Raw genomic sequence first — 23,741 nt, 5'->3', positions numbered from 1 at the left:
TCACAAGAGGTTCAAGGACGCGAGCCGGTGCCCGCCTTGAGACACAGTTAATCGAAGGGGTGTATCGGGACTGTGTTCGGCTGGAGGCGACAATGGGTGTCTGTGTATCGAAACCGGGGTTGGACACAATGGAATACACAACGCCAACCCCTGTAGAAGCGAGCTTGCTCGCGAAAAAACCGAGCACGCCGTGTTTATCCCGACAGCGCGCGTTATCGTTGACGACCTTCGCGAGCAAGCTCGCGCCTACAGAGGGTTGTGCCAGACTCGGGGCTTTCGTCGCGTCAGGCCGCGCGGTACAAGGCCCGGACTAAACTTACTGCACACAGGACCCGCTCAGCGTCCTGCACATTCCCACGACCACCGCCCAGCGGCGAACGCCTCGCCACTACAATGCCTCTGGACCGTGATCCTGCCAAAGGAGCACACGTGATGGACGAGGCCAGACTCAACGATTTCATGGGCAAACTGGTAAATGACATGGGCGGCGCGGCGATGCTCGCCAACGTCATCCTAGGCGAAGAGCTCGGCCTGTATCGGGCGATGGCCGACAGCCAGCCCATCACCCCCGAAACCCTTGCCGAGAAAACCGGCTGCAACACCCGCCTGCTGCGCGAGTGGCTCAGCGCCCACGCTGCCTCCGGTTATATGGAACACCGTGACGGTCAGTTCCGCCTCCCTGAAGAGCAAGCTCTGGCACTGGCCATCGAAGACTCACCGGTCTATATCGCCGGGGGCATCGGTGTGGTCGCGTCGTTTTTCCATGACAAGGACAAGCTGATCAACGCCATGCGTGGCAATGGCGCCCTGCCCTGGGGCGATCACCATCCGTGCATGTTCAGCGGCACCGAACGCTTCTTCCGCCCCGGCTACAAAGCGCACTTGATCGCCGAATGGTTGCCGGCCCTCGATGGCGTGGTGGCCAAACTGGAGGCCGGGGCCAAAGTGGCGGACATCGGCTGCGGCCACGGCGCGTCTACGGTGATCATGGCCCAGGCGTTTCCGGATTCGCGTTTCGTCGGGTTCGACTACCACGCGCCATCGGTCACCGTCGCCACCCAGCGCGCCGAAGAAGGCGGTGTTTCCAACCGGGCCAGGTTCTTTCAGGGCACGGCCAAAAGCTACCCAGGCCATGACTATGACCTGATCTGCTACTTCGACTGCCTGCACGACATGGGCGACCCGGTGGGCGCAGCCAAACATGCTTATGAATCATTGAAAGACGACGGCACGGTGCTGCTGGTCGAGCCCTATGCCAACGACTCGCTCGACGACAACGTCAACCCGGTCGGACGCCTGTTCTACGCCGCCTCGACCTTCATCTGCACGCCCAACTCGCTGTCCCAGGAGGTCGGCCTCGGTCTCGGCGCCCAGGCCGGTGAAACGCGGCTGCGCAAGGTGTTCAGCGAGGCCGGGTTCAGCCGTTTTCGCCGGGCCACGCAAACGCCGTTCAACCTGATTCTGGAGGCGCGTAAATAACCCACACCGCCCTCTGTAGGAGCGAGCTTGCTCGCGATAAACGCAATCACGCCGCGGGGTGTCAGGCTTACAGTGTTATCGTTGACGATCATCGCGAGCAGGCTCGCTCCTACAGGTTTTCCAGCATGATCGAACGGCAGACCCGCGACCAACTCGACCACCTCCAGCAACTGATGGCCGACTCGCCGTTTGCCGTGCTGACCGGTGCCGGGATTAGCACACCTTCGGGCATCCCCGATTACCGCGACAACCAGGGCGTGCGCCGTGGCAGGCAGCCGATGATGTATCAGGAGTTTCTCTCGGCCCCGGAATCCCAGCGACGCTATTGGGCGCGGGCGATGCTCGGCTGGCCGAGGGTGCGTCAGGCGCAGCCGAACATAGCCCACGACACCCTGGCCAGTTTGCAAGGCAAACGACAGATCAGTGGGTTGATCACCCAGAACGTCGACACCCTGCACGACCAGGCCGGCAGCCATGACGTGATCGAACTCCACGGCAGTTTGCACCGGGTGTTGTGCCTGGATTGCGGCCGGCGCAGCGAGCGCGATTCGATCCAGCGCTTGATGGAAATACAGAACCCGTACCTGGCCGGCGTCGACGCGGTGCAGGCGCCGGACGGCGACACCTTGCTCGACCCGGCCTTCGAGGCACGCTTCCAGGTCCCGCACTGCCCGCATTGCGCCGGGGAACGGATGAAGCCGGATGTGGTGTTCTTTGGCGAGAACGTCGCGCAGGCCACAGCGGCCAAGGCGATGGCCGCCGTCGAACAGGCTGCGGGGTTGCTGGTAATCGGGTCTTCGTTGATGGCCTATTCGGCGTTTCGCCTGTGCCGGGCGGTGGTGGACCAGGGCAAGCCGTTGATCGCGATCAACCTGGGCAAGACCCGGGCGGATGAGATGCTGGATTTGAAGATAGAGGGGTCGTGTGAGCGGTTGCTGCCGTTACTGGCTCAGCGCCTGAACCACTGACCGCCCCAATCCCTGTGGGAGCGAGCCTGCTCGCGAAGAGGCCCACACATTCAACCTCTATGTCGACTGACACACCGCCTTCGCGAGCAGGCTCGCTCCCACAGTGGCCCGCATTCAAATCAGGAAAATCGCTGCCCAAGGTTCTCCTCCTTCAACACATCAAACAACGCCTGCGCCGCCGCCGACAACTCTCCCCCGGGCAAGGTCAACACCCCCAGCGCCCGCTCCACCACCGGGTCACGCAAGGTAATGCAACGCGCCCCCAGTTCGCGCATCTGCCCCGCGCACAGGGCCGGCACCGCGCTCACGCCCAGGCCACTGGCGACCATGCGCCCGACCGTCGCCAGTTGATGGCTTTCGAACTCCACCGGCAGCTTCATGCCACGGGCCTGCAGATGCTCTTCAAGCATTACCCGCACGGTGGACGGACGCTGCAAAGTAATGAACGGCTCCTTGAGCAAGGTCTGCCAGTCGATGTCATCGAGTTCGGCCAGCGCCGAATCCAGGGGTACCACCGCGACGAAACGGTCGACGTACAACGGCGTGAATTGCAGCGACGAACTCATGGTCGGCTCGAACGCCACCCCCAGTTCCACCTGGCGGTCACGGACCATTTCCAGCACCTGCTCGTTGATCACGTCATTGACCGTCACGTTGACATTCGGATAACGGGCGCGGAACGTCTTGAGGATCGGCGGCAGCAGGTTGCCAGCGAACGACGGCATCGCCGCCAGGGTCACGCGACCGCGCTGCAGGGTGAAGCGTTGACGCAGTTCATCCTCGACATTGTCCCAGTCGGCGATCAACCGGCGCGCCAGCGGCACCAGGGATTCGCCTTCGGCGGTGAGTGCCACGTTGCGCGTGTTGCGGGTGAACAAGCGCCCGCCCAGGCCCTCCTCCAGCGCCTTGATGGTCAGGCTCAGGGCCGATTGCGACAGGTGCAGGCGCTCGCAGGCCACGGCAAAGCTCAGGCTCTGGGCCACGGCCAGAAAGGCGCGTATCTGCTTGACGGTCATGGGTTACTTAGCTCCAGAATGAATGAACCACTGAACCTTGTAGGAGCCGGCTTGCCGGCGATAGCGATACAAAAGTCGATATCTTTATTGATCAGATCCATTGCCATCGCCGGCAAGCCGGCTTCTACAGGGTGACATACACCATCATTTAATGAGCTTTATCAATTAATCCGTCTTAAAAAACAACTTAACAAATTAATCCAGCGGCGCGACACTCCATCCCATTCGGCTAGCCAGCCGCCCACAAAGAATAAAAGAGGTGCATATGGCAGGTTTCGACAAGCGCGTGAGTTCCTATGAGCAAGCGTTGGCAGGTCTTGAAGACGGCATGACCGTGATCGCTGGCGGCTTCGGCCTGTGCGGGATCCCGGAAAACCTGATCGCCGAGATCAAGCGCAAGGGCACTCGCGACCTCACCGTGGTCTCCAACAACTGCGGCGTCGACGGTTTCGGCCTCGGCGTACTGTTGACCGACCGCCAGATCAGCAAAGTGGTGGCTTCCTACGTCGGCGAAAACAAGCTGTTCGAAGAGCAACTGCTCAAGGGCGAAATCGAAGTCATCCTGACCCCACAAGGCACCCTCGCTGAAAAAATGCGCGCAGGCGGTGCCGGTATCCCGGCCTTCTTCACCGCCACCGGCGTTGGCACACCAGTTGCCGAAGGCAAGGAAGTGCGCGAATTCCATGGCCGCAAGTACCTGATGGAAGAGTCCATCACCGGCGACTTCGCCATCGTCAAAGGCTGGAAAGCCGACCATTTCGGTAACGTGATCTATCGCCATACCGCGCAGAACTTCAACCCGCTGGCGGCCACCGCCGGCAAGATCACCGTGGTCGAAGTCGAAGAAATTGTCGAACCCGGCGAGCTGGACCCGGCGCAGATCCACACCCCTGGCATCTACGTCGACCGGATCATCTGCGGCACGTTCGAAAAGCGCATCGAACAGCGCACCGTGCGTAAGTGATCCCCTGCCCCCGGACCGAATGAAGGAATAACAACAATGGCACTTTCCCGCGAACAAATGGCTCAACGCGTCGCCCGCGAAATGCAGGACGGCTTCTACGTGAACCTGGGCATCGGCATTCCGACCCTGGTCGCCAACTACATCCCCGAAGGCATGGAAGTCATGCTGCAGTCGGAAAACGGCCTGCTGGGCATGGGTCCTTTTCCTACCGAAGAAACCATCGATGCCGACATGATCAACGCCGGCAAGCAAACCGTGACCGCGCGTATCGGCGCTTCGATTTTCTCCTCCGCCGAGTCCTTCGCGATGATTCGCGGTGGTCATGTCGACCTGACCGTGCTGGGCGCCTTTGAAGTGGACGTGCAAGGCAACATCGCTTCCTGGATGATCCCCGGCAAGCTGGTCAAGGGCATGGGCGGCGCGATGGACCTGGTGGCCGGTGCCGACAACATCATCGTGATCATGACCCACGCGTCCAAGGACGGTGAGTCCAAGCTGTTGTCCCAATGCAGCCTGCCGCTGACCGGCGCCGGTTGCATCAAGCGTGTATTGACCGACCTGGCTTACCTGGAAATCGAAAACGGCGCGTTCATTCTCAAAGAGCGTGCACCGGGTGTCAGCGTCGAAGAGATCGTCGCCAAGACCGCCGGTAAACTGATCGTGCCGGACCACGTTCCGGAAATGCAGTTCGCTGCCCAGTGAGGAATCATTCCATGCAAGAAGTCGTCATTGTTGCCGCCACGCGCACCGCGATCGGCAGTTTCCAGGGTTCGCTGGCCAATGTGTCCGCCGTCGACCTGGGCGCTGCGGTGATCCGCCAGTTGCTGGCGCAAACCGGCCTGAACCCGGCCGAAGTCGATGAAGTGATCATGGGCCAGGTGCTGACCGCCGGCGCCGGGCAAAACCCTGCGCGCCAGGCCGCGATCAAAGCCGGCCTGCCGTTCGCCGTTCCGGCCATGACCCTGAACAAGGTCTGCGGCTCCGGCCTCAAGGCCCTGCACCTGGGCGCCCAGGCGATCCGCTGCGGCGACGCCGAGGTGATCATCGCCGGTGGCCAGGAAAACATGAGCCTGGCCAACTACGTCATGCCCGGTGCCCGTACCGGCCTGCGCATGGGCCACGCGCAAATCGTCGACACCATGATCAGCGACGGCCTGTGGGATGCGTTCAACGATTACCACATGGGCATCACCGCTGAGAACCTGGCCGAGAAGTACAGCCTGACTCGCGAGCAGCAGGATGCCTTCGCTGCGGCCTCGCAGCAGAAAGCCGTGGCCGCCATCGAAGCCGGGCGCTTCGTCGATGAAATCACCCCGATCCTGATCCCGCAGCGCAAGGGCGATCCGCTGTCCTTCGCCACCGACGAGCAACCACGGGCCGGCACCACCGCCGAATCCCTGGGCAAACTCAAGCCAGCCTTCAAGAAGGACGGTTCGGTGACCGCCGGCAACGCTTCGTCGCTGAACGACGGTGCCGCCGCCGTGATCCTGATGAGCGCGGAAAAGGCCAAGGCCCTGGGTCTGCCGGTTCTTGCAAAAATCGCCGCCTACGCCAACGCAGGCGTCGACCCGGCGATCATGGGCATCGGCCCGGTGTCGGCCACCCGTCGTTGCCTGGACAAGGCCGGCTGGAACATCGACCAGCTTGAGCTGGTTGAAGCCAACGAAGCCTTCGCCGCGCAATCACTGGCGGTGGCCAAGGACCTGGAATGGGACTTGAACAAGGTCAACGTCAACGGCGGCGCCATTGCGTTGGGCCACCCGATCGGTGCCTCGGGTTGCCGCGTGCTGGTGACCCTGCTGCATGAAATGCTCAAGCGTGACGCCAAGAAAGGCCTCGCCACCCTGTGTATCGGTGGTGGTCAAGGCGTGGCACTGGCACTCGAACGGGCATAAGCCAACAGCGTTCAACAGACGGCGCGGGGACCCACGAAGATCTGTCGCCGTCTGGCAACACACCCGGTGCCCTGTGGCGAGGGGGCTTGCCCCCGTTGGAGTGCGAAGCGCTCCCAAAATACTCGACTATTGCCGAGATTCTGGGGTTGCTGCGCAACCCAACGGGGGCAAGCCCCCTCGCCACACACCGGGTTCTTTTTTGCCTGAGTTTTTTTCAGACGAGTCCCCCCTGTGGGAGCGAGTTTGCTCGCCAAGGGGTCAGACCTGTCACCCCACAAACTGCAGGATCAACCAACTGTTCGCCCCGCTGATCACCACAAACAACCCCCACGCCAGCACCCGCGTCGGCAGCCGGTTCACCAGCGGCCCCATGAGCGAGTGATCATTGGTCATGCGGATCAACGGGTACAAGGCGAACGGCAATTGCAGGCTCAGCACCACCTGACTCAACACCAGCAACTTGCCGATGGCGTCATCGCCCATCAGCCACACGCCGATGAACGCCGGGATCAGCGCCAGCCCGCGCGTGATCAGGCGCCGTTGCCAGCAGGGAATGCGCAGGTTGAGGAACCCTTCCATGATCACCTGGCCGGCGATGGTGCCGGTGAAGGTCGAGCTCTGCCCCGAGGCCAGCAGCGCCACGCCAAACAACACACTGGCCAAGGCCCCACCCACCAGTGGGTCGAGCAGGTGATAGGCATCCTGAATATCCACCACATCGGTGTGCCCGGACTGGTGGAAGGCGGCCGCCGCCAGAATCAGGATCGCCGCGTTGACCAGCAGCGCCAGTGCCAGGGAACCGATGGTGTCGATGCGTGCCAGTTTGACCGCGTCCTGCTTGCTGGCCAGGTCCTTGCCAATCAATCGGGTTTGCACGATGGAGGTGTGCAGATACAGGTTATGCGGCATGACCGTGGCCCCGAGGATGCCGATGGCCAGGTACAGCGGCGCAGCATCACCGATGGCCGACAGCGACGGCGTGAAACCGCGGGCGACATCGGGCCAGTAGGGTTTGATCAGCAGCAACTCGACAAAAAAGCACACGCCAATGGTGCCGACCAGTACCAGCATGATCGCTTCGAGCCGACGGAAGCCACGGTTCTGCAAGGCCAGCACCAGCAAAGTGTCGAAGGCCGTGAGGGCGATGCCGAAGGTCAGCGAGCAACCGAGCAACAAATGGAACGCCAGCGCGCAGCCGAGTACCTCGGCCAGGTCGGTGGCGATGATGGAGATCTCTGCCAGAAACCATTGGGTGCGGGCGGTGCGCGTGCTGTAGCGCTCCCGGGACAATTGCGCCAGGTCACGCCCGGTGGCAATGCCCAGGCGCGAACACAGGCACTGCACCACCATCCCCGCCAGGCTGGCCAGCAACACCACGAACAACAGGCTGTAGCCGAACCGCGAACCGGCCTCGATGGCGGTAGCCCAATTGCCCGGGTCCATGTAACCGATGGACACCAGCAACCCCGGCCCGGCAAAGCGCAGGACACGCTTGAAGAACGATGCTTGAGGGTCGACGGCAACGCTGCCGGCCACTTCCGGCGGGCAAAACGGCGCAGTGGCAGTCTTGGGCAAAAAACTGAATTTCACTCGATGATCCATCAACAGGTGGGAAGGCTCGCAAACAGGTTGCGATCATCGCAAAGTTCAGGGGGCGCAAAAGCCCCTTTCGTACAATTTCGAGGGATAACGCGTGTAAACCGGATAAACGCGGCGTACTGGAGTCCATCGCCGGCAAGCCGGCTCCTACAGTTTGGCGCTCACATCATTTCGATCAACACGCGGTCTCCTGTAGGAGCTGGCTCGTCGGGTCGCCGCATCGCAGCGATGGTCGTTAACGATAACGCGTGTGGACTGGATAAACGCGGCGCACTTGAGCCCATCGCCGGCAAGCTGGCTCCTACAGGTATTGCGTTATCGGTGTTTCCCGGGACTGTGTGAAGAAGCTTTTATTTTTGTATACAAAATCCAGCCGATGCAATGTTACCGTTGCTACCTCGCATCGGACGGAGACATGCGCGTGTTGATCCTAAAACTGCTGGTGATCCCAGGCTTCCTGCTGCTGATTTCGTTGGCTGGCAAACGCTGGGGGCCGAGCGTGGCCGGTTGGCTGTCGGGGTTGCCGGTGGTGGTCGGGCCGATCCTGTTATTCCTCGCCCTGGAGCAAGGCGAGGTGTTCGCCGCGCAATCGGCCACCGCCGCGCTGTCGGCGATGTTCGCGATGATTGCGTTTTGCGTGACCTACGCCCAGGTCGCACAACGGGCCGGATGGCCGCTGGCGTTGCTGATCTCGCTGTCGGTCTGGGCGGCGGTGGCGGTTGTCCTGTCGCTGATCCCGACGTCCCTGGTGTTTTCGGTGTGCGCCGCCGCCACCGCGCTGCTCGCCGCGCCGTACCTGTTCCCCTCCGTGCAACCGGTGCTCAATGGCCCGGCGCCAAAATCTGACAAGCTCTTGCTGCGCATGGTGGCCGGTGCCTTGCTCACGCTGGTCGTGACCCTGCTGGCCAGTACTGTCGGCGACCGCTGGAGCGGCCTGCTGGCGGTGTTCCCGGTATTGGGCAGCGTGATGGCGGTGTTCTCCCAGCAAACCCGTGGCCCGGCCTTTACCGCCGCGTTGCTGCGCGCCACCGCCACTGGCATGTACTCGTTCGCCGCGTTCTGCCTGGTGTTGGCCCTGACCTTGCCGACGCTGGGGATGAACGCGTTTGTGCTGGGTGTCGCGGTGTCGGTGGCCATGCTGGGCGTGACCAAACGCTTGCTGGCGCGGCCAGTCGGCAGCCCGACGACGGACACTGGAGGAACGGCGATCAAACGCTAAGCTGCTTGATGTCATCGGGCCAGGATGTTGCCCGCCTCTACGCGCTGAAGGAACAGACATGACTGTATCTCGCTTGCGCAATGCCCGTTCGGCGACCGCCGTGGGCGTGATTGCGATCTTCCTCTGGTCCTGTCTGGCGTTGTTGACCACCCTCACCGAAGGCATCCCGCCCTTTGAACTGCTGACCTTGAGTTTCGGCGTGGCCTTTGCCGCGAGCCTGATCACCCTCGGCCGCGACGGTCTGGCCGGGTTCAGCAGTTGGCGCCAACCCTGGGCCGTGTGGGCCACCGGTTTCATCGGCATTTTCGTTTATCACGCGCTGTACTTCTTCGCGCTCAAGGTCGCGCCTGCCGCCGAAGCCAGCCTGATCAATTACCTGTGGCCGCTGATGCTGGTACTGCTGTCGGCCTTCGCCGCCGGAGAAAAGCTGCACAAACGCCAGGTGCTCGGCGCGGTGCTGGGCCTGGCGGGCACCGCGTTCATCATGCAGCAACGGGCAACCCAATCGGCCGCGACGATGCCGGTCGCCGGCTATCTGGCGGCGTTCGGCTGCGCACTGATCTGGGCTGGCTACTCGGTGTTCAACCGTCGTTTCAGCGCCGTGCCGAGCAGTATCATCGGCGCAATCTGCGGCATGTCGGCCGCCGCCGGGCTGGTCTGCCACCTGGCCTTCGAAACCACCGTGTGGCCCGATTTCAAACAATGGGCGGCGATTGTCGTCCTCGGCCTGGGCCCGGCCGGCCTGGCGTTTTTTGCCTGGGACCACGCCACCAAGCACGGCAACCTGGCGACGCTGGGGGCGTTGTCCTATCTGGCGCCCCTGATTTCGACCTTGCTGCTGATCGTCGTCGGCCATGGCCACGCCAGCCCGATCCTGATCGTGCCGGCGTTACTGATCATCGCTGGCGCGGTGATTGCCACCGCACAGGCACCCGAAAAAGCACCGGCAACCCGTTCGATGGTTTCGCACGAGTAGAACAACAACCTCGCACGTCAATCGAACGGCTTTGCTTCAACATCAGCCTCAGTTCCAACCCCTACCCGACTGAGGCCTGCACCATGAAATTCTTTTTCCACCCATCACCGAACCCGATGAAAGTTGCCCTGCTGCTCGAAGAGCTGCAAACGCCCTACGAATTGATCGGCGTCGACACCTTCAAGGGCGAGCAACACCAGCCCGCCTTTCTGGCGATCAACCCGAACGCCAAGGTGCCCGCACTGGTGGATGGTGATGCCACCGTATTCGACTCCCAGGCGATCCTGCTGCACCTGGCGCACAAACATCAGCGCTTTGTACCCACCTGCGCTGCCGGCCAGGCCGAAATGCTCTCGTGGTTGATGTTCATCGGCACCGGCCTGTCGCCGTTCTCCGGTCAGGCGGTGCACTTCCTGCACCACGCACCGGAAGATCTGCCCTACGCGAAAAACCGTTACCTCAAGGAAGTGGAACGCCACTACCGCATCCTCGACGAACGCCTGGCCAAGCATCAGTACCTGGCCGGCGACACCTACAGCATCGCCGACATGGCCCTGTGGGGCTGGGCCAACTACGCACCCTACATCCTTGGCGAAAATGGCCTGGCGGCCTACCCGAACGTCAAGCGCCTGTACGATGAAGTCAGCGCCCGCCCGGCCGCCCTGCGTGCCCACCGCCTGAAAGAGAAACTGGTGCTCAAGGCCGAATTCGACGAAGAAACCCGTCGCAACCTGTTCCCGCAAAACCAGGTGTAATCCGCCGGTTCCAGCCTTCGAGGGTGATGAAATGAGTGACCAATGTGGCGAGGGGGCTTGCCCCCGTTGGAGTGCAAAGCGCTCCCAAGCTCTCCGACAATTCCCGAGATTTTGAGGGTCGCTACGCAACCCAACGGGGGCAAGCCCCCTCGCCACAGGTAAGCCACCTCCCCCCCAGATCCCTGCTCAGCCGAAGTGACCGCTCGGTAGAGCACGCTGGAATGCAGCACAACCTCCGTGGGATGATCGCGCCCCACCGCGCGTTCGTCCCTGGAGATTCCGATGTCATTGTTGAGTAAAAAAGCCCTTGTCCTGCTGCTGGCAGCCGCTACCGGCCTGGGGGCTTTGAATGCGCAGGCCGCCACGGCGACTTCTAGCGATGCGCCGGCTCAAAAAGTCTCGATGCTCGGCGGCAAGTTCACCTTCAACCTGCCCAAGGGTTTCAGTGCCAACCCGCTGCCCGCCAGCCCGGACGGCGCCAGCGGCACCCTGTACAGCAATGCGACCACCAAGACGGTGGTGATCGCCGCGGAAAACACCCTGCCCAAAGGTATCAGCGTCAAGGACAACGACGGCGAGTTCCTCGACGGCACCGTGGCTGACTTCGATTCGGCGCAACACAAATCCCTGCCCGACTACAACAAACTGAGCGAGAAAAGCCTGACCCAGAAAACCGGGCTTGGCCTGCGCCAGGTCGACGGCACCGCCACCCAGGGCGGTGGCATGACCCTCACCACCACGCTGATGGCGGCATCCGGCACCCGCATGGCGGTGATTCAGGTGATCTCCCGTCCCGGCGACATGGCCGCCCACGAAACCCTGATCAAACAGATCGTCAGCGGAAAATAAGGCTCAGGGGTTCAGACGCTGCAGCCAGGCGCTCAAATCCTGAATCTCGTCGGCGCTGATGTTGTGGCCGACACCGGGGTAGCCGTGAAACTCGGGCTCAAGTGACACGCTCTGCAACAGGCTGTTGGCTTCGGTGCCGTCGCTGTAGGGAAGGCGTTTGTCCTGCTCGCCATGACCGATGAAAATCGCCAGCGACTGGCGCTTTTCATCCGGTTTGAGCTCGGCCTTGAGCACCGGCAGAATCCGCCCGCTCAACGCAGCGATGCCACCGAGCGCCTCGGGGTGCCGAAGGCCAACCTCGTAGGACATGATCGCGCCCTGGCTGAATCCCACCAGGTACACCTTCTCAGGTTCGGTGTGATATTTCTTCGTGGCCTGTACGACGAAATCCAGCAGCAACTGGCCGCTGGACGTCAGATCATCGGTCTCACCGTTGTAGGCCCCTTCGCCCTTCTTGCGAAACCACTGGTAACTGCCCTCCTGCATCACCATTGGCGCCCGTACCGAGAGGTAAGTGTAAGACGCGGGCAAGTCATCCTTGATGCCGAACAGGTCCTGCTCGTTACTGCCGTAACCGTGGAGGAAAATCACCAGGGGTTGATGGTTCGAATCGGCGTTGGCCTGCTCCAGGTACTTGAGCGGCAGGTCGGTTTGCAGTGGGGTTTGGGCGTGGACGGCAGTGGATGCCAGGAGCGTGAGCAGCGCGAGAATCTTTAACATGAGTCTTCCTTCTCGGAATGCAGGATTCGCGCAAGAGCCTAACACTGTGAATCGGGCAGGAACATCTCAGGCGTGGCGGATGCCGTCATCGCGGGCAAGCCCGCTCCTACAGGAGAATGCGAAACCTTGTAGGAGCTGGCTTGCCAGCGAAGAGGCCCGAACAGACGATATAGATCCCCAGCTCAGTCGTTGATCAACTTGCCCACCCGAATCGGCTCCCGCCCGGCGACCTTCGCCTGCCAGGTGCCAGGCTGGGTGTAGCGCCCCCGGTCGATGGCGAACAGCACGCCACTGGTGCCGGCCCGCACAGTGGTGACCTTGTCGCTCAGCGGGTCGACCACCTCGAACAGTGCATCGCCCTTCTCCACCCACTCCCCCGCTTCACACAGGAAACTGACCACGCCGTGATGCGGTGCGAACAGGTATTGGGTGCCTTCGAACGGCATGCCTTCACAGCATTCCGCCGGTGCCGCCGACCAGGTGCCGGAGATGAAACCCTGCTCGGCGAGAAACCCGAGAATGGCTTCGCAATTGGCCTGGGCCTGGTCGACGCGGGTGTCGCCCATGCTGCCCAGCTCCAGGGTGGTCGCCAGGTTGGCCGGCGGAATCGCCGCCGCCGGGAACGCCCTGGCCAGACGCAACCATGGCGAGGAGCAGGACTCATCGAACGAGCTACCGCCGGAGTCTTCACACAACAACGCCACGCCGGCCTTCAAGCGCGCCGCCAGGGATTGCCATTGCGGCCAGTGCTGCGGCAACGCGTAGATGTGGATGGCTGCGTCGAAATCGCAATGCAGGTCGAGCGTGATGTCGGCGTCGCAAGCATGGCGCAGCAACAGGCGGTGCATCGCTTCGAGCTGCGATGTCGCGGCCGGCAAGTCGTCGAGGACCTGGCCCATGGCCTGGCGAATCAGCGCGATGTTGGCCTGGGCATCGCTGCCGAGGCGATCACCGATCAACCCGGCCACCGGCGCACTGAGTTCGACGAACGAGCGGTTGAAGTTCTTGCCGCTGCCCAGTTCGAAGCGCCCCATGTGGCTGCCTTGCAGGTGCTGGTCGAGGCCAATGGGATTGGCCACCGGCACCAGTTCGACCACCCCCTTCAATTGGCCCTGTTGCTCAAGTTCGGCCAGGCGCTTTTTCAACTCCCAGGCCGTGCGCATGCCCGGCAGTTCGTCGGCGTGCAGGCTGGCCTGGATGTACACCTTGCGCGTGCCCGCGCCATAGCGAAACACGCTGAGGGTGCGTTCGGTGCCCAGGTGGCTCCAGGGAAGTGTGTGGTCGATGCGTTGCATAAAAACTCCTGAAAACAGAGAAACCTGTGGGAGCAAGCTCGCTCCCACAGGTTTCTTCTGCGCTGAAAAAATTGCACAAAAAAAATGGCAACCGCGCCAACGGTTGCCATTTTTTCAGCCCGCTCGTTTACTCGCCGTAAACGTCAAACTTGAAGTACTTGTCTTGCACTTGCTTGTACTTGCCGTTGGCGCGGATGTCGGTGATGGCTTTATTGAATTGCTCGGCCAGGGCGGTATCACCCTTGCGCACGGCAATGCCGGCGCCGCCACCGAAGTATTTCGGATCGTTGTACTCAGGGCCGACGAAGGCAAAACCTTTACCGGCGTCGGTTTTCAGGAAACCGTCGTCCAGGTTGACCGAGTCGGCCAGCAGCGCGTCGATGCGGCCGGAGACCATGTCCAGGTTGGCTTCCTGCTGGGAACCGTAACGCACCAGGACAATCCCCGCCGGTTGCAGCACTTCAGTGGCGAAGCGGTCGTGGGTACTGGCACGCAGGACACCGACTTTCTTGCCCTTGAGCTCGGTCAGCGGGTCCTTGACGTCGCTGCCTTCCTTCATCACGAAGCGTGCCGGGGTGTGGTAGTACTTGATGGTGAAATCGACGTTCTTCTTGCGATCGTCAGTGATGGTCATGGACGACAGGATGGCGTCGATTTTCTTGACCTTCAGCGCAGGGATCAGGCCGTCGAACTCTTGCTCGACCCAGGTGCACTTGACCTTCATCTGCTCACACAGGGCGTCGCCGATGTCCACGTCGAAACCGGTGAGTTTGCCGTCTGGGGTTTTCATCGAGAATGGTGGGTAGCCGGCTTCGATACCGATGCGGATCGGCTTGGCGTCTTCAGCCACGGCGGTCAGGGACAACATCGACAGTGCCAGGGCACCGAACATCACTAGCTTCTTCATTTATAACTCCTGTGTGCGGAGGCTTTTATTGGCAGCTTCGATTGGCAGCGTTCGGTCATCGCTTTGTGGGCGCAAACCGAAGTGGCCGGCAGTCTAGAGCGGCTACAGGAGGGTAAATTACGCCAAGGCGACAATTACTTATAAAAAAGTGGCACCAGGATGGCGCCCATGTGGTGAACGGGCCATGACGGCGCAAAGTCTGTCGGACATGCCGCTTTTTCACAGCAAACCTACAGCGTTTGCAGCTGTATCCGACAGAACGGGACGACTGGCGACGCCGGATGTTTTACGGCACATTGAGCGCCTTTGCGTCCTATCGAGAGTAGCGCGATGCCCACGTTGAACTTGATCCAGCACCACCGCGCCGAAGGTCCGGGTGCCATCGCCGTTTGGGCCGAGTCCCGAGGGCTGACGCTGAAGGTGTTTCGCGCCGACCTCGGCCAGTTACCGCCCGTCAGCGCCGCTCCCGTGATCCTGCTGGGCGGGCCTTATGAATCCAATGCCGGCCCGGCCTGGCTGGAGGCCGAACGACAATGGCTCAGAAGCAATCTGGATCTGGGTGGGGCCGTGTTCGCCATCTGCCTGGGGGCTCAGTTGCTGGCGTTGAGTCTCGGCGGGAATGTCCGGCGGATGGACCAGACTGAAACTGGCTGGACCACGGTGACCTTTATCGATGGGCAAACGCTGAAGGTGCTGGAGTGGCACGAAGACGCCATCGACCTGCCGCCTGCCGCGCAGCTGTTGGCCAGCAGTGCGCACTGTGCGCAGCAGATGTACCGCGCCGGGCCGGCGCGGCTGGGGTTGCAGTTTCATCCGGAGTGGAACGCCGAGTCGGTGGCCATGCTCAATGCGCATTTTGCCGATGAGTCGCCGTTGCCACGCGGGCCACAGGACAGTGCGGATTACGCAGCGGTGGCCGCGTGGCTAGAGGCGACGCTGGATGAGTGGTGGTTGGCCGCCACCAGCTGATCCAGATCAAAGCACATTCCTGTGGCGAGGGGGCTTGCCCCCGTTGGGTCGCGAAGCGGCCCCAAAAACTGCGTCTGCTTCGCAGCCGAACGGGGGCAAGCCCCCTCGCCACAATGATCAGCGGTGTTTGAAGATCAGCATTCGCAACCGATCGCAGCATTCACCGGGCACTGCTCGGCGACACTCAACTCAAACCCTTCATCCAGCCACCCGGTCACGCCGCCGATCATTTCCTTGACCGGATAACCCAGGGCCGCCAGTTTCACCGCTGCCTTGTTGGCGCCGTTGCAATGGGGGCCAGCGCAATAGACCACAAACAGGCTGTTTTTCGGATAACCGGCCAGACCTTCGGTGGTCAGCAAACGCCCCGGGATGTTGATCGCTCCCGGCACATGTCCACGCTCAAACGCCAGCGGGCCACGCACATCCACCAGAATGAAATCGACTTCGCCACCCTGCTGGCTGGCATGGACGTCGGAACAATCGGTTTCGAAGGTCAGACGGTTGCTGAAATGCATCAGGGCGATGGCCGATGGGGCGGCGGGAATTTCGCGAACCAGACTGGTCATGCTGTGTACTCCAAGGTATCGGTGGGTGTAGGAAGACTTTATCCGTCAGCCACTTGCGGCTAAAGTGGCGCACAAGACACTCACCGGGAACTTTCCGCCAAATGCACATCCCCCCTGGATTGGTCGCGATTCTGGCTTACGACGGCCTCTGCACGTTCGAGTTCGGCATTGCCGTGGAGATCTTCGGCCTGCCACGACCTGAGTTTGATTTTCCGTGGTACGAGCATCGTATCGTCGCTGTCGATCAAGGCCCGATGCGTGCCATGGGTGGCATCCAGGTCCTGGCCGATGGCGGTATGGAAATGCTCGCCGACGCCCGCACCATCATCATCCCCGGCTGGCGCGACCGCAGTGCCGCGGTGCCAGCAGAACTGATCGCCGCCCTGCGCCAGGCCCACGCGCGGGGGGCGCGGTTGCTGTCGATCTGCTCCGGTGTTTTCGTCCTCGCCGCCACTGGGTTGCTCGATGGGCGCGGTGCGACCACGCACTGGCGCTACACCTCGGAGCTGGCCGAGCGGTTTCCCGGCATCCTGGTGGACCCGGACGTGCTGTACGTCGATTCCGGCCAATTGATCACCTCCGCCGGCAGCGCGGCAGGCATCGATGCCTGTCTGCATCTGGTAGCGCGGGATTTCGGCACGCAGGTGGCCAACTCCGTGGCCCGGCGCCTGGTCATGTCGCCGCAACGCAGCGGTGGCCAGGCGCAATTCATTCCGACGCCGGTCAGTCCAGCACCGCGCAGCGATCTTTCCCGCGTCATGCAGTGGGCGCGCGAGCGCTTGCACGAACCACTGGAAGTGCGCGACCTGGCCAACAAAGCTGCGATGAGTGAACGCACGTTCCTGCGCCGCTTCACCGAGGCCAGTGGCCAGTCACCGAAAACCTGGTTGCAGCACGAACGCCTGGGTCGCGCCCGCGAACTGCTGGAAAGCAGCGACCAGAACACCGAGCAAATTGCCGAACGTTGCGGTTATCGCTCGGTGGAAAGCTTCCGGGTGGCGTTTCGCACGGTGGTCGGTGTGCCGCCGTCGGTGTATCGGGAGCGGTTTGGGCGTGGGGGCAGTGCTGGTTTTTGAGGTGTTCTCGAGGACCACTTCGCGGGCAAGCCCGCTCCCACAGGGAACTGCATTTCAAATGTGTGCGAGCTTGCTCGCGAAGGCGCCAGCCCGGTCACCTCAACTCTCAAGGCTTGCGCAATAAATAGGTATCCATGATCCAGCCATTGGCCAACCGCGCAGCCTTGCGCACCCGCTGGATTTCATCCGCCACATCCTTGAGCTTGCCGCTGATCAGGATTTCGTCCGGTGTCCCCAAATAGGCGCCCCAGTAAATCTCGGTGTCCTGATCCACCACCTGACGGTAAGCATCCTGAGCATCGAGCATCACCACCAGGCTGTCGGCATCGCTCACCTGCCCCGCCGCCAAACGCCGGCCTGTGGTGATTTCAACGGAGCGGCCAATCTGGTTGAGCGGCACCTTGTGCTGTGCCGCCAATGCCTGGACGCTGGTAATGCCGGGGATGACCTCGAACTCGAACGCGCACGCACCGCAGGACTGGATCGCCTGAAGAATACGAATGGTGCTGTCGTACAGCGCCGGATCGCCCCACACCAGAAAACCACCACACTGGCCGTCGGACAGTTCCTCGCTGATAAGCCGTTCGAAGGTCTGCTGCTTGGCCAGGTTCAGGTCGTCGACACTGGTCCTGTAGTCCACCTCACCGCGCTCGCGCTCCGGGCTGTGGGCTTCGACAAAACGGTAATCGCGGTCGGTGATGTAGCGCTCGCAGATTTCGCGTCGCAGATCGATGAGTTTGTCCTTGCTCTGGCCCTTGTCCATGAGAAAAAAAACATCGACCTGATTCAGCGCCTTGACCGCCTGCATCGTGATGTAGTCGGGATTGCCAGCACCTATGCCGATAACCAGGATTTTTTTCATCACGGCAGGTCCTCGGGTTCGGTGCCAACCAGCCGCAGCCGCCAGCAGCCATGGAACCTCAACTCGACCGCCGACAGGGGTTCGACGTCGATCAGGTTGGACGATGCCCCCTGCAAGATGTGCATCAGCGCGGCGCGGATGACAAAGGGATGGGTAATGGCAACGATGTGCCCTGGCGTCGACTGCAAGGTTGTCAGCCACGCCCCCACACGTTCCTCCAGTTGCAGCACCGACTCGCCATCGTGGGGCGCCGAAGCCGGGTCCACTAACCAATGCTGGAGTTCCTTGGCTTCAGTCTTTTGTAGCTCACCGATGCGCACACCGCCCCAACGCCCGAAGTCGCAGTCCTTCAGCGCATCGACTATCTCCGGTGCGCTGCCGAAAAGCTCAGCGGTTTGCCGGGTGCGCAATTCCGGACCACAAACAAGCCGTGGAGTACCCTTGAACTGATTGCAACGGGAAAGCCTGAGCGCTTGCCAATCCATTTCCAGAGGCTCGTCCAAAGGAAAACGCGCCAATTTCTGCGCGACGGTTCGAGCGTGGCAAATCAGGGTTAAACGGGTTGCCTGCACCAGGAGTCACTCTATGGGTGGAAAGGAACGTTGGCGTCAAGCGAGCGCCATTGCGCAATTGTGCCGCAAGAAAGCAGGCCCGAGGGGGGAATCCCACAGTGTCCGGGGTTTAAGTGGCAGGCATTAGGCCGGAGGAGTGTTTAATTTTCTTGTTTGAAACGGATACCTTCAGTCATTTCCTACCAGGCTTTCTGTCATGGCTGACCGCAACGAAGGTAATTGCCTACAAGACTTTACGACATCGGCGTAGCCCCTTGGCACAGGCACTTCGCCCCTTTTTCGGGCACCGCCAGACCGCGCAAAAATTAACTAGACAGGCAGTACGCGATAATTAAATACTCCTTTCAACGGACTGTTAAAACCTGTTCCCCCGCTCATCCAGCAGGAGCCCGGATGCCCCTTCTCGAACACCTGATCAATGCGTCTGGCCAGGCATCGCCCCCAGCCGAACCGTCCGTTCCTCGTTTAATGCAGTCAATCCCAAGCAGCATCTGACAAGAAAAAGCGTGGCGCCTGACAACGTTCAGACGACCAACGATTTAATGTGTGGAAAAACCGACAGTGATAGTCAGGTTCGGCTCAAGCCGCCGAATCGTTTGATACAGGGGTGTCTCCATGCTGGTCTTGCGTCCAGTCGAGTTGGCCGACCTGCCCCAGTTGCAGAGGCTGGCTCGTGAAAGCCTCGTGGGCGTCACATCCCTGCCCGACGACAGCGAACGGTTGCGCGGAAAAATCCTCGATTCCTGTGCGTCGTTCGACAAGGACGTCGAGGGTCATGGCCCGGAAAACTATTTCTTTGTGCTCGAAGACCTGGCGACGCAACACCTGGTCGGCTGTTCGGAAATCCTCGCCACGGCGGGGTACAGCGAACCGTTCTACAGCCTGCGCAACCGCCACTTCACCAGCGCGTCGAGGGAACTGAACATCGAGCACGGCGTACCGGCCCTGTCGTTGTGCCACGACCTCAGTGGCCACACCCTGCTGCGGGGCTTCCATATCGATGCCGCGCGGGTGCGCACCGCGCATTCCGAACTGCTGTCCCGGGCGCGCCTGTTGTTCATCGCCGCCCACGCCCGGCGCTTTTCCGAAACCGTGATCACCGAGATCGTCGGCTACAGCAGTGCTGACGGCCACTCGCCATTTTGGGACGCCGTGGGCAAGCATTTCTTCGATTTGCCCTACGTCGAGGCCGAACGCCTGTGCGGCCTGCAAAGCCGCTCCTTTCTCGCCGAACTGATGCCGCAGTATCCGATTTACGTACCGATGCTGCCCCAGGCGGCACAGGACTGCATCGGCAGCATCCACCCCGACGGCCAGGAAGCCTTCGATATCCTTGAACGTGAAGGCTTCGAAACCAACAGTTACATCGATCTGTTCGATGGCGACCCAACCCTGTATGCGCGCACGTCGGGCATTCGTTCCATCGCCCACAGCCAGTGCGCCGCCACGCGGCCGGGACCTGTGATCGATGCCCGCGGCAGCTTTCTGGTGAGCAACGATTCCTTGAAGGATTATCGGGCCATCGTCGCCGATCTTGATTACATCACCGGGCAACCCGTTGCGCTCGACGCCGCCATGTGCAAGGCGCTGAAAGTGACCGAGGGCAGCCCGGTCAGGCTGATCGCCCTGTGAATGCCCGCCAGATTCAACGCCCCAGCACACGCGAACAAGGAACAGCCGCATGATTGTCCGTCCGGTCCAGATCACCGACCTGCCCGCCCTGTTCACGCTGGTGCGTCAGGCCAGTCCGGGGCTCACCAGCCTGCCGGCCGACGAAGAACGCCTGGCCCACCGGATCCGCTGGGCCCAACGCACATTCGCCGGGCAGGTCGATCGCGCCGATGCCGATTATCTGTTCGTGCTCGAGGACGACGAGCAGCAAGTGGTGGGCGTCAGTGCCCTGACCGGTGGCATCGGCCTGCGCGAGCCCTGGTACAACTACCGGCTCGGACTGACGGTCAGCGCGGCACCGGACCTGGGGATCCAGCGCCAGATCCCGACCCTGTTCCTGAGCAATGAATTGACCGGGCAATCGGAAGTCTGCTCGCTGTACCTGCGCCCCGATCAGCGCCAGGGCAGCAACGGCCGTTTGCTTTCGCTCGGGCGCTTGCTGTTTGTGGCCGAGTTTACGCAGCTGTTCGGCAACCGCCTCATCGCCGAATTACGCGGCAGTGCCGACGAACGAGGTGGCTCGCCGTTCTGGGACAGCCTCGGCCGGCACTTTTTCAAGATGGATTTCAGCCACGCCGATCACTTGTCCGGGCTGGGCAACAAATCGTTCATCGCTGAACTGATGCCGCGCCAGCCGCTGTACACCTGCCTGCTCACCGAACAGGCCCGGGCGGTGATCGGCAAGGCTCACCCCAATACCGAGCCGGCCCTGAAAATCCTCAGCGCCGAGGGGTTTGCCCACAAGGGCTACATCGATATCTTCGACGGCGGACCGGTCATCGAGGCCCCGGTTTGCGAGATCCGCACCGTGCGCGACAGCCAACCACTGTCGCTGGCCATCGGCTCGCCAGACGATAAATCGCCCGTCTGGCTGATCCATAATCGCCGCCTGGAAAACTGTCGCATCACCTGCGCCCCGGCCAGACAGATGGGCAACAGCCTGGTGGTTGATCGCCTGACCGCCAAGCGCTTGCAGCTGCAACCCGGCGACTCGGTGCGCGCCGTGCCACTGCTTGATCAACGGCAACAGGCCGTGGCCGCGTGACTTATCAGCTTCATCGTTGCGACGTCAATCGTCCTTACCCAGTAAATTCGTCATCATTCTCTCCTTGCCCGCGTGATAGCCTTTTATTTCTTCGGCGTTGACACTTTTGCTCAAGCCCTTCCATTCCATTGGTGGAACTCATATGTCCAGGCTTTCCCATCAAGATTTGCGCCGCAACTTTCGCCAACTGTTCGCCTCAAACACCTGCTACCACACGGCCTCGGTGTTCGACCCGATGTCAGCGCGTATCGCCGCCGACCTGGGCTTCGAAGTCGGGATCCTTGGTGGGTCAGTCGCTTCGTTGCAAGTGCTGGGCGCTCCTGACTTTGCGTTGATCACCCTCAGCGAATTCGCTGAACAGGCTACCCGCATCGGCCGTGTCGCCCAGTTGCCGGTGATTGCCGACGCCGACCACGGCTACGGCAACGCGCTGAACGTCATGCGCACCATCGTCGAACTCGAACGTGCCGGCGTCGCCGCACTGACCATCGAAGACACCCTGCTGCCCGCGCAGTTCGGCCGCAAATCCACCGACCTGATCACGGTCGCCGAAGGCGTCGGCAAGATCCGCGCGGCACTGGAAGCCCGCTGCGATAAGGAAATGGCAATCATCGCCCGTACCCACGCCGGGATTCTGCCAGTGCAGGAAATCATCAGCCGCACCCGGCAGTACCAGCAAGCCGGGGCCGACGGGATCTGCATGGTGGGCGTCAAGGACTTCGACCATCTGGAGCAGATCGCCGAGCACCTGAGCGTGCCGCTGATGCTGGTGACCTACGGCAACCCGCTGCTACGCGATGACAAGCGCCTGGCCGAGCTGGGTGTGCGCGTGACCATCGACGGCCATGGCGCGTACTTCGCCGCGATCAAGGCGACCTACGACAGCCTGCGCGAGCAACGCCAGATCCTCACCCAGACCTCGGACCTGAGCGCGACCGAGCTGACTCACACCTACACGCAACCCGAGGAATACATCCGCTACGCGGAGGAATTCATGAGCGTGAAGGAGTGACGAATTAACCGACACACTGCCATCGCCTGACACACCGCCATCGCGAGCAAGCTCGCCCCCACAGGTTTTGCCGTGGACGGTCACACCGAGTTGAACAGTTCGCGATGGGGTTTCCCATTGCCGCAACAGATCACGCGGTTGCGCCCGGTGGTCTTGGCTTCGTACAGCGCATGATCGGCGTCATTGAGCCAGAGCGTCGCGTCGGCGTGGGCCGGGTTGAATGACGCCAGGCCAATGCTCAGGCTGACTTTCAGCGCCGGGTTCTGCTCGTAACCCAAGGTGGCGAAGCGATCGCGCAGGGCATCCATGACGACGGCGGCGCGGTTCAGGGGCAGGTCCGGGAGAATCACGCAGAACTCGTCACCGCCGTAGCGCCCGGCCACGTCGGTCGCCCGCAGGTTCTGCCTGAGCATTTTGCTCAACTGACGCAAGACGATATCGCCGGCGACATGGCCGTAGGTGTCGTTGATGGCCTTGAAATGGTCGATGTCGATCAGGGCAATCGCCCCGCCTTTTTGCTGGCGCTTGCAACGCTGAAACTCGACCTCCAACTGATCCTTCCAGGCGCCATGATTGAGCAGGCCCGTCAGGCTGTCGGTGCGGCTCAGTGCCAGCAATTCACGCTTCTGACGGCCGAGGGTATGGGCCTGGCGGAAGCAGATCCAGCCCAGCGCCAACGGATACAGGCACAACAAGGGCAAACAGGCATAGAGCTGCAACGGGCTGGTGGCAGGAATGAACGCCGGGGCGAAAATCTGCAAACCGACACCCACACCCAGCACTTGCGCGGCCGTCCCGGCCAGCAGGAAGCGCATGCCGCCGATGGCCACATTGTTCATGGCCATCATGGAAATGGTGGTCGCGCTGGGCAGTGGATTGAAATGCATCGCGGCAATCCAGAAGCCGCCGAGAAAGGCATCGATCAGCAGATTGCGGTGTTCGGCGTGGTAAGGCCTCTTGGCGCGGCGCGCCCATTGATAAGCCACGTGCGGCCAGATCAGGCCGTTGAACCACATGAATCCCCAGACCCAAGGCGCCGGATCGAGTGGATACATCGCCGCGCTCACGCACACCAATCCCAGGGCCACCCCCAGAATTCGCGATGTATAGAGCCTCCTGGCCAATGAAAAACCCTTTCCTCCCGTTTTTGTCATAGGGCCTCTGTGCCACTCGACGAAATGCGATAACAGCCTGTGCCTTTGCGCTGGAGTCTATCAGGGCGAGATTAAATAGCCATCACCGACTGGCAGGCTGAATATCGCGACATCACGCTCGTATAAAAGCAAAAGCCTCGTCTCCAGAAACGGCTATACATGAAAGAAG

Annotated in this window: 23 protein-coding genes; 14 read left to right on the top strand and 9 right to left on the bottom strand. The window is 61.6% G+C overall.

The features are described from left to right. Window positions 1–432: 432 nt before the first annotated feature. Both B0D71_RS16200 and B0D71_RS16195 read left to right on the top strand, forming a co-directional pair. Complete coding sequence (locus B0D71_RS16200) at window positions 433–1,479, top strand: class I SAM-dependent methyltransferase (RefSeq protein WP_103395654.1); 1,047 nt, start codon at window positions 433–435, stop codon at window positions 1,477–1,479. Window positions 1,480–1,604: 125 nt separating this feature from the next. Continuing rightward, the gene (locus B0D71_RS16195) at window positions 1,605–2,447 is read left to right on the top strand and encodes an NAD-dependent protein deacetylase (protein WP_103395653.1); all 843 of its coding nucleotides are present in this window, start codon (window positions 1,605–1,607) and stop codon (window positions 2,445–2,447) included. Between the two features lie 119 nt (window positions 2,448–2,566). On the opposite strand, the gene B0D71_RS16185 is transcribed toward B0D71_RS16195, so the two are convergent. After that, window positions 2,567–3,463, bottom strand: coding sequence for a LysR family transcriptional regulator (locus tag B0D71_RS16185; RefSeq protein WP_103395652.1), 897 nt, complete (start codon window positions 3,461–3,463; stop codon window positions 2,567–2,569). Between the two features lie 265 nt (window positions 3,464–3,728). Here B0D71_RS16185 and B0D71_RS16180 point away from each other — a divergent pair, with 265 nt between their 5' ends. Genes B0D71_RS16180 through B0D71_RS16170 form a run of 3 tightly spaced genes read left to right on the top strand, consistent with a single transcriptional unit; the run spans window position 3,729 to window position 6,322 of the window. Further along, window positions 3,729–4,427 carry a CoA transferase subunit A gene (locus tag B0D71_RS16180; RefSeq protein ID WP_015094554.1) on the top strand — a complete coding sequence of 233 codons (699 nt, stop codon included), beginning with the start codon at window positions 3,729–3,731 and terminating at the stop codon, window positions 4,425–4,427. 36 nt (window positions 4,428–4,463) lie between these two features. After that, window positions 4,464–5,129 carry a CoA transferase subunit B gene (locus B0D71_RS16175; RefSeq protein WP_057399619.1) on the top strand — a complete coding sequence of 222 codons (666 nt, stop codon included), beginning with the start codon at window positions 4,464–4,466 and terminating at the stop codon, window positions 5,127–5,129. Window positions 5,130–5,140: 11 nt separating this feature from the next. After that, window positions 5,141–6,322: an acetyl-CoA C-acetyltransferase gene (locus tag B0D71_RS16170; RefSeq protein ID WP_103395651.1), complete on the top strand. Its 1,182-nt coding sequence runs from the start codon at window positions 5,141–5,143 to the stop codon at window positions 6,320–6,322. A gap of 267 nt (window positions 6,323–6,589) precedes the next feature. Here B0D71_RS16170 and B0D71_RS16165 read toward each other — a convergent pair whose 3' ends face one another. Then, complete coding sequence (locus B0D71_RS16165; protein ID WP_103395650.1) at window positions 6,590–7,912, bottom strand: Nramp family divalent metal transporter; 1,323 nt, start codon at window positions 7,910–7,912, stop codon at window positions 6,590–6,592. A gap of 430 nt (window positions 7,913–8,342) precedes the next feature. Between B0D71_RS16165 and B0D71_RS16160 the strand changes: the two genes are divergently transcribed. From B0D71_RS16160 to B0D71_RS16145, 4 genes are all read left to right on the top strand, one after another. After that, window positions 8,343–9,140 (top strand): hypothetical protein, encoded by a 798-nt coding sequence (locus B0D71_RS16160; protein WP_103395759.1) that lies wholly within the window; start codon window positions 8,343–8,345, stop codon window positions 9,138–9,140. Between the two features lie 58 nt (window positions 9,141–9,198). Then, window positions 9,199–10,116, top strand: coding sequence for an aromatic amino acid exporter YddG (gene yddG, locus B0D71_RS16155; RefSeq protein WP_103395649.1), 918 nt, complete (start codon window positions 9,199–9,201; stop codon window positions 10,114–10,116). Window positions 10,117–10,199: 83 nt separating this feature from the next. Further along, the gene (locus tag B0D71_RS16150) at window positions 10,200–10,871 is read left to right on the top strand and encodes a glutathione S-transferase family protein (RefSeq protein WP_103395648.1); all 672 of its coding nucleotides are present in this window, start codon (window positions 10,200–10,202) and stop codon (window positions 10,869–10,871) included. A 282-nt stretch (window positions 10,872–11,153) separates the two neighbouring features. Next, window positions 11,154–11,720, top strand: coding sequence for a DcrB/PsbP domain-containing protein (locus B0D71_RS16145; RefSeq protein WP_103395647.1), 567 nt, complete (start codon window positions 11,154–11,156; stop codon window positions 11,718–11,720). A gap of 3 nt (window positions 11,721–11,723) precedes the next feature. Here the strand turns inward: B0D71_RS16145 and B0D71_RS16140 are convergent, their stop codons facing one another. The 3 genes from B0D71_RS16140 to B0D71_RS16130 form a co-directional block, all read right to left on the bottom strand. Continuing rightward, entirely contained in the window at window positions 11,724–12,440 is a 717-nt protein-coding gene (locus tag B0D71_RS16140) for an alpha/beta hydrolase (RefSeq protein WP_103395646.1), read from the bottom strand. A gap of 182 nt (window positions 12,441–12,622) precedes the next feature. Then, a complete protein-coding gene (locus B0D71_RS16135; protein WP_103395645.1) occupies window positions 12,623–13,735 on the bottom strand; it encodes a succinylglutamate desuccinylase/aspartoacylase family protein in 1,113 nt (370 codons plus the stop codon). A 127-nt stretch (window positions 13,736–13,862) separates the two neighbouring features. Beyond that, the gene (locus B0D71_RS16130) at window positions 13,863–14,642 is read right to left on the bottom strand and encodes an ABC transporter substrate-binding protein (RefSeq protein ID WP_103395644.1); all 780 of its coding nucleotides are present in this window, start codon (window positions 14,640–14,642) and stop codon (window positions 13,863–13,865) included. Between the two features lie 330 nt (window positions 14,643–14,972). Here B0D71_RS16130 and B0D71_RS16125 point away from each other — a divergent pair, with 330 nt between their 5' ends. Continuing rightward, window positions 14,973–15,611 carry a type 1 glutamine amidotransferase gene (locus B0D71_RS16125; protein ID WP_103395643.1) on the top strand — a complete coding sequence of 213 codons (639 nt, stop codon included), beginning with the start codon at window positions 14,973–14,975 and terminating at the stop codon, window positions 15,609–15,611. A 134-nt stretch (window positions 15,612–15,745) separates the two neighbouring features. Here the strand turns inward: B0D71_RS16125 and B0D71_RS16115 are convergent, their stop codons facing one another. Next, entirely contained in the window at window positions 15,746–16,180 is a 435-nt protein-coding gene (locus B0D71_RS16115; protein ID WP_103395642.1) for a rhodanese-like domain-containing protein, read from the bottom strand. A 101-nt stretch (window positions 16,181–16,281) separates the two neighbouring features. Between B0D71_RS16115 and ftrA the strand changes: the two genes are divergently transcribed. Then, window positions 16,282–17,256 carry a transcriptional regulator FtrA gene (ftrA, locus tag B0D71_RS16110; RefSeq protein ID WP_103395641.1) on the top strand — a complete coding sequence of 325 codons (975 nt, stop codon included), beginning with the start codon at window positions 16,282–16,284 and terminating at the stop codon, window positions 17,254–17,256. Between the two features lie 106 nt (window positions 17,257–17,362). On the opposite strand, the gene cobF is transcribed toward ftrA, so the two are convergent. Both cobF and B0D71_RS16100 read right to left on the bottom strand, forming a co-directional pair. Then, window positions 17,363–18,118 carry a precorrin-6A synthase (deacetylating) gene (gene cobF, locus B0D71_RS16105; RefSeq protein ID WP_103395640.1) on the bottom strand — a complete coding sequence of 252 codons (756 nt, stop codon included), beginning with the start codon at window positions 18,116–18,118 and terminating at the stop codon, window positions 17,363–17,365. Then, entirely contained in the window at window positions 18,118–18,690 is a 573-nt protein-coding gene (locus tag B0D71_RS16100) for a histidine phosphatase family protein (RefSeq protein WP_103395639.1), read from the bottom strand. Before B0D71_RS16100 ends, cobF begins: the two co-directional genes overlap by 1 nt. 615 nt (window positions 18,691–19,305) lie before the next feature. On the opposite strand from B0D71_RS16100, the gene B0D71_RS16095 reads away from it, so the two are divergent. The 3 genes from B0D71_RS16095 (at window position 19,306) to B0D71_RS16085 (ending at window position 22,418) form a co-directional block, all read left to right on the top strand. Next, the gene (locus B0D71_RS16095) at window positions 19,306–20,322 is read left to right on the top strand and encodes an arginine N-succinyltransferase (protein WP_103395638.1); all 1,017 of its coding nucleotides are present in this window, start codon (window positions 19,306–19,308) and stop codon (window positions 20,320–20,322) included. Window positions 20,323–20,371: 49 nt separating this feature from the next. Continuing rightward, complete coding sequence (astA, locus tag B0D71_RS16090) at window positions 20,372–21,406, top strand: arginine N-succinyltransferase (protein WP_103395637.1); 1,035 nt, start codon at window positions 20,372–20,374, stop codon at window positions 21,404–21,406. Window positions 21,407–21,548: 142 nt separating this feature from the next. Continuing rightward, the gene (locus B0D71_RS16085; protein WP_007975765.1) at window positions 21,549–22,418 is read left to right on the top strand and encodes an isocitrate lyase/PEP mutase family protein; all 870 of its coding nucleotides are present in this window, start codon (window positions 21,549–21,551) and stop codon (window positions 22,416–22,418) included. Window positions 22,419–22,498: 80 nt separating this feature from the next. Here the strand turns inward: B0D71_RS16085 and B0D71_RS16080 are convergent, their stop codons facing one another. Then, the gene (locus B0D71_RS16080) at window positions 22,499–23,572 is read right to left on the bottom strand and encodes a diguanylate cyclase (RefSeq protein WP_103395636.1); all 1,074 of its coding nucleotides are present in this window, start codon (window positions 23,570–23,572) and stop codon (window positions 22,499–22,501) included. Between the last annotated feature and the right edge of the window lie 169 nt (window positions 23,573–23,741).

The organism is Pseudomonas laurylsulfativorans (assembly GCF_002906155.1).
GTDB classification, from domain to species: Bacteria; Pseudomonadota; Gammaproteobacteria; order Pseudomonadales; family Pseudomonadaceae; genus Aquipseudomonas; species Aquipseudomonas laurylsulfativorans.
The sequence above is the reverse complement of the archived record's forward strand: the minus strand, read 5'-3'. Positions and strand labels throughout refer to the sequence as shown.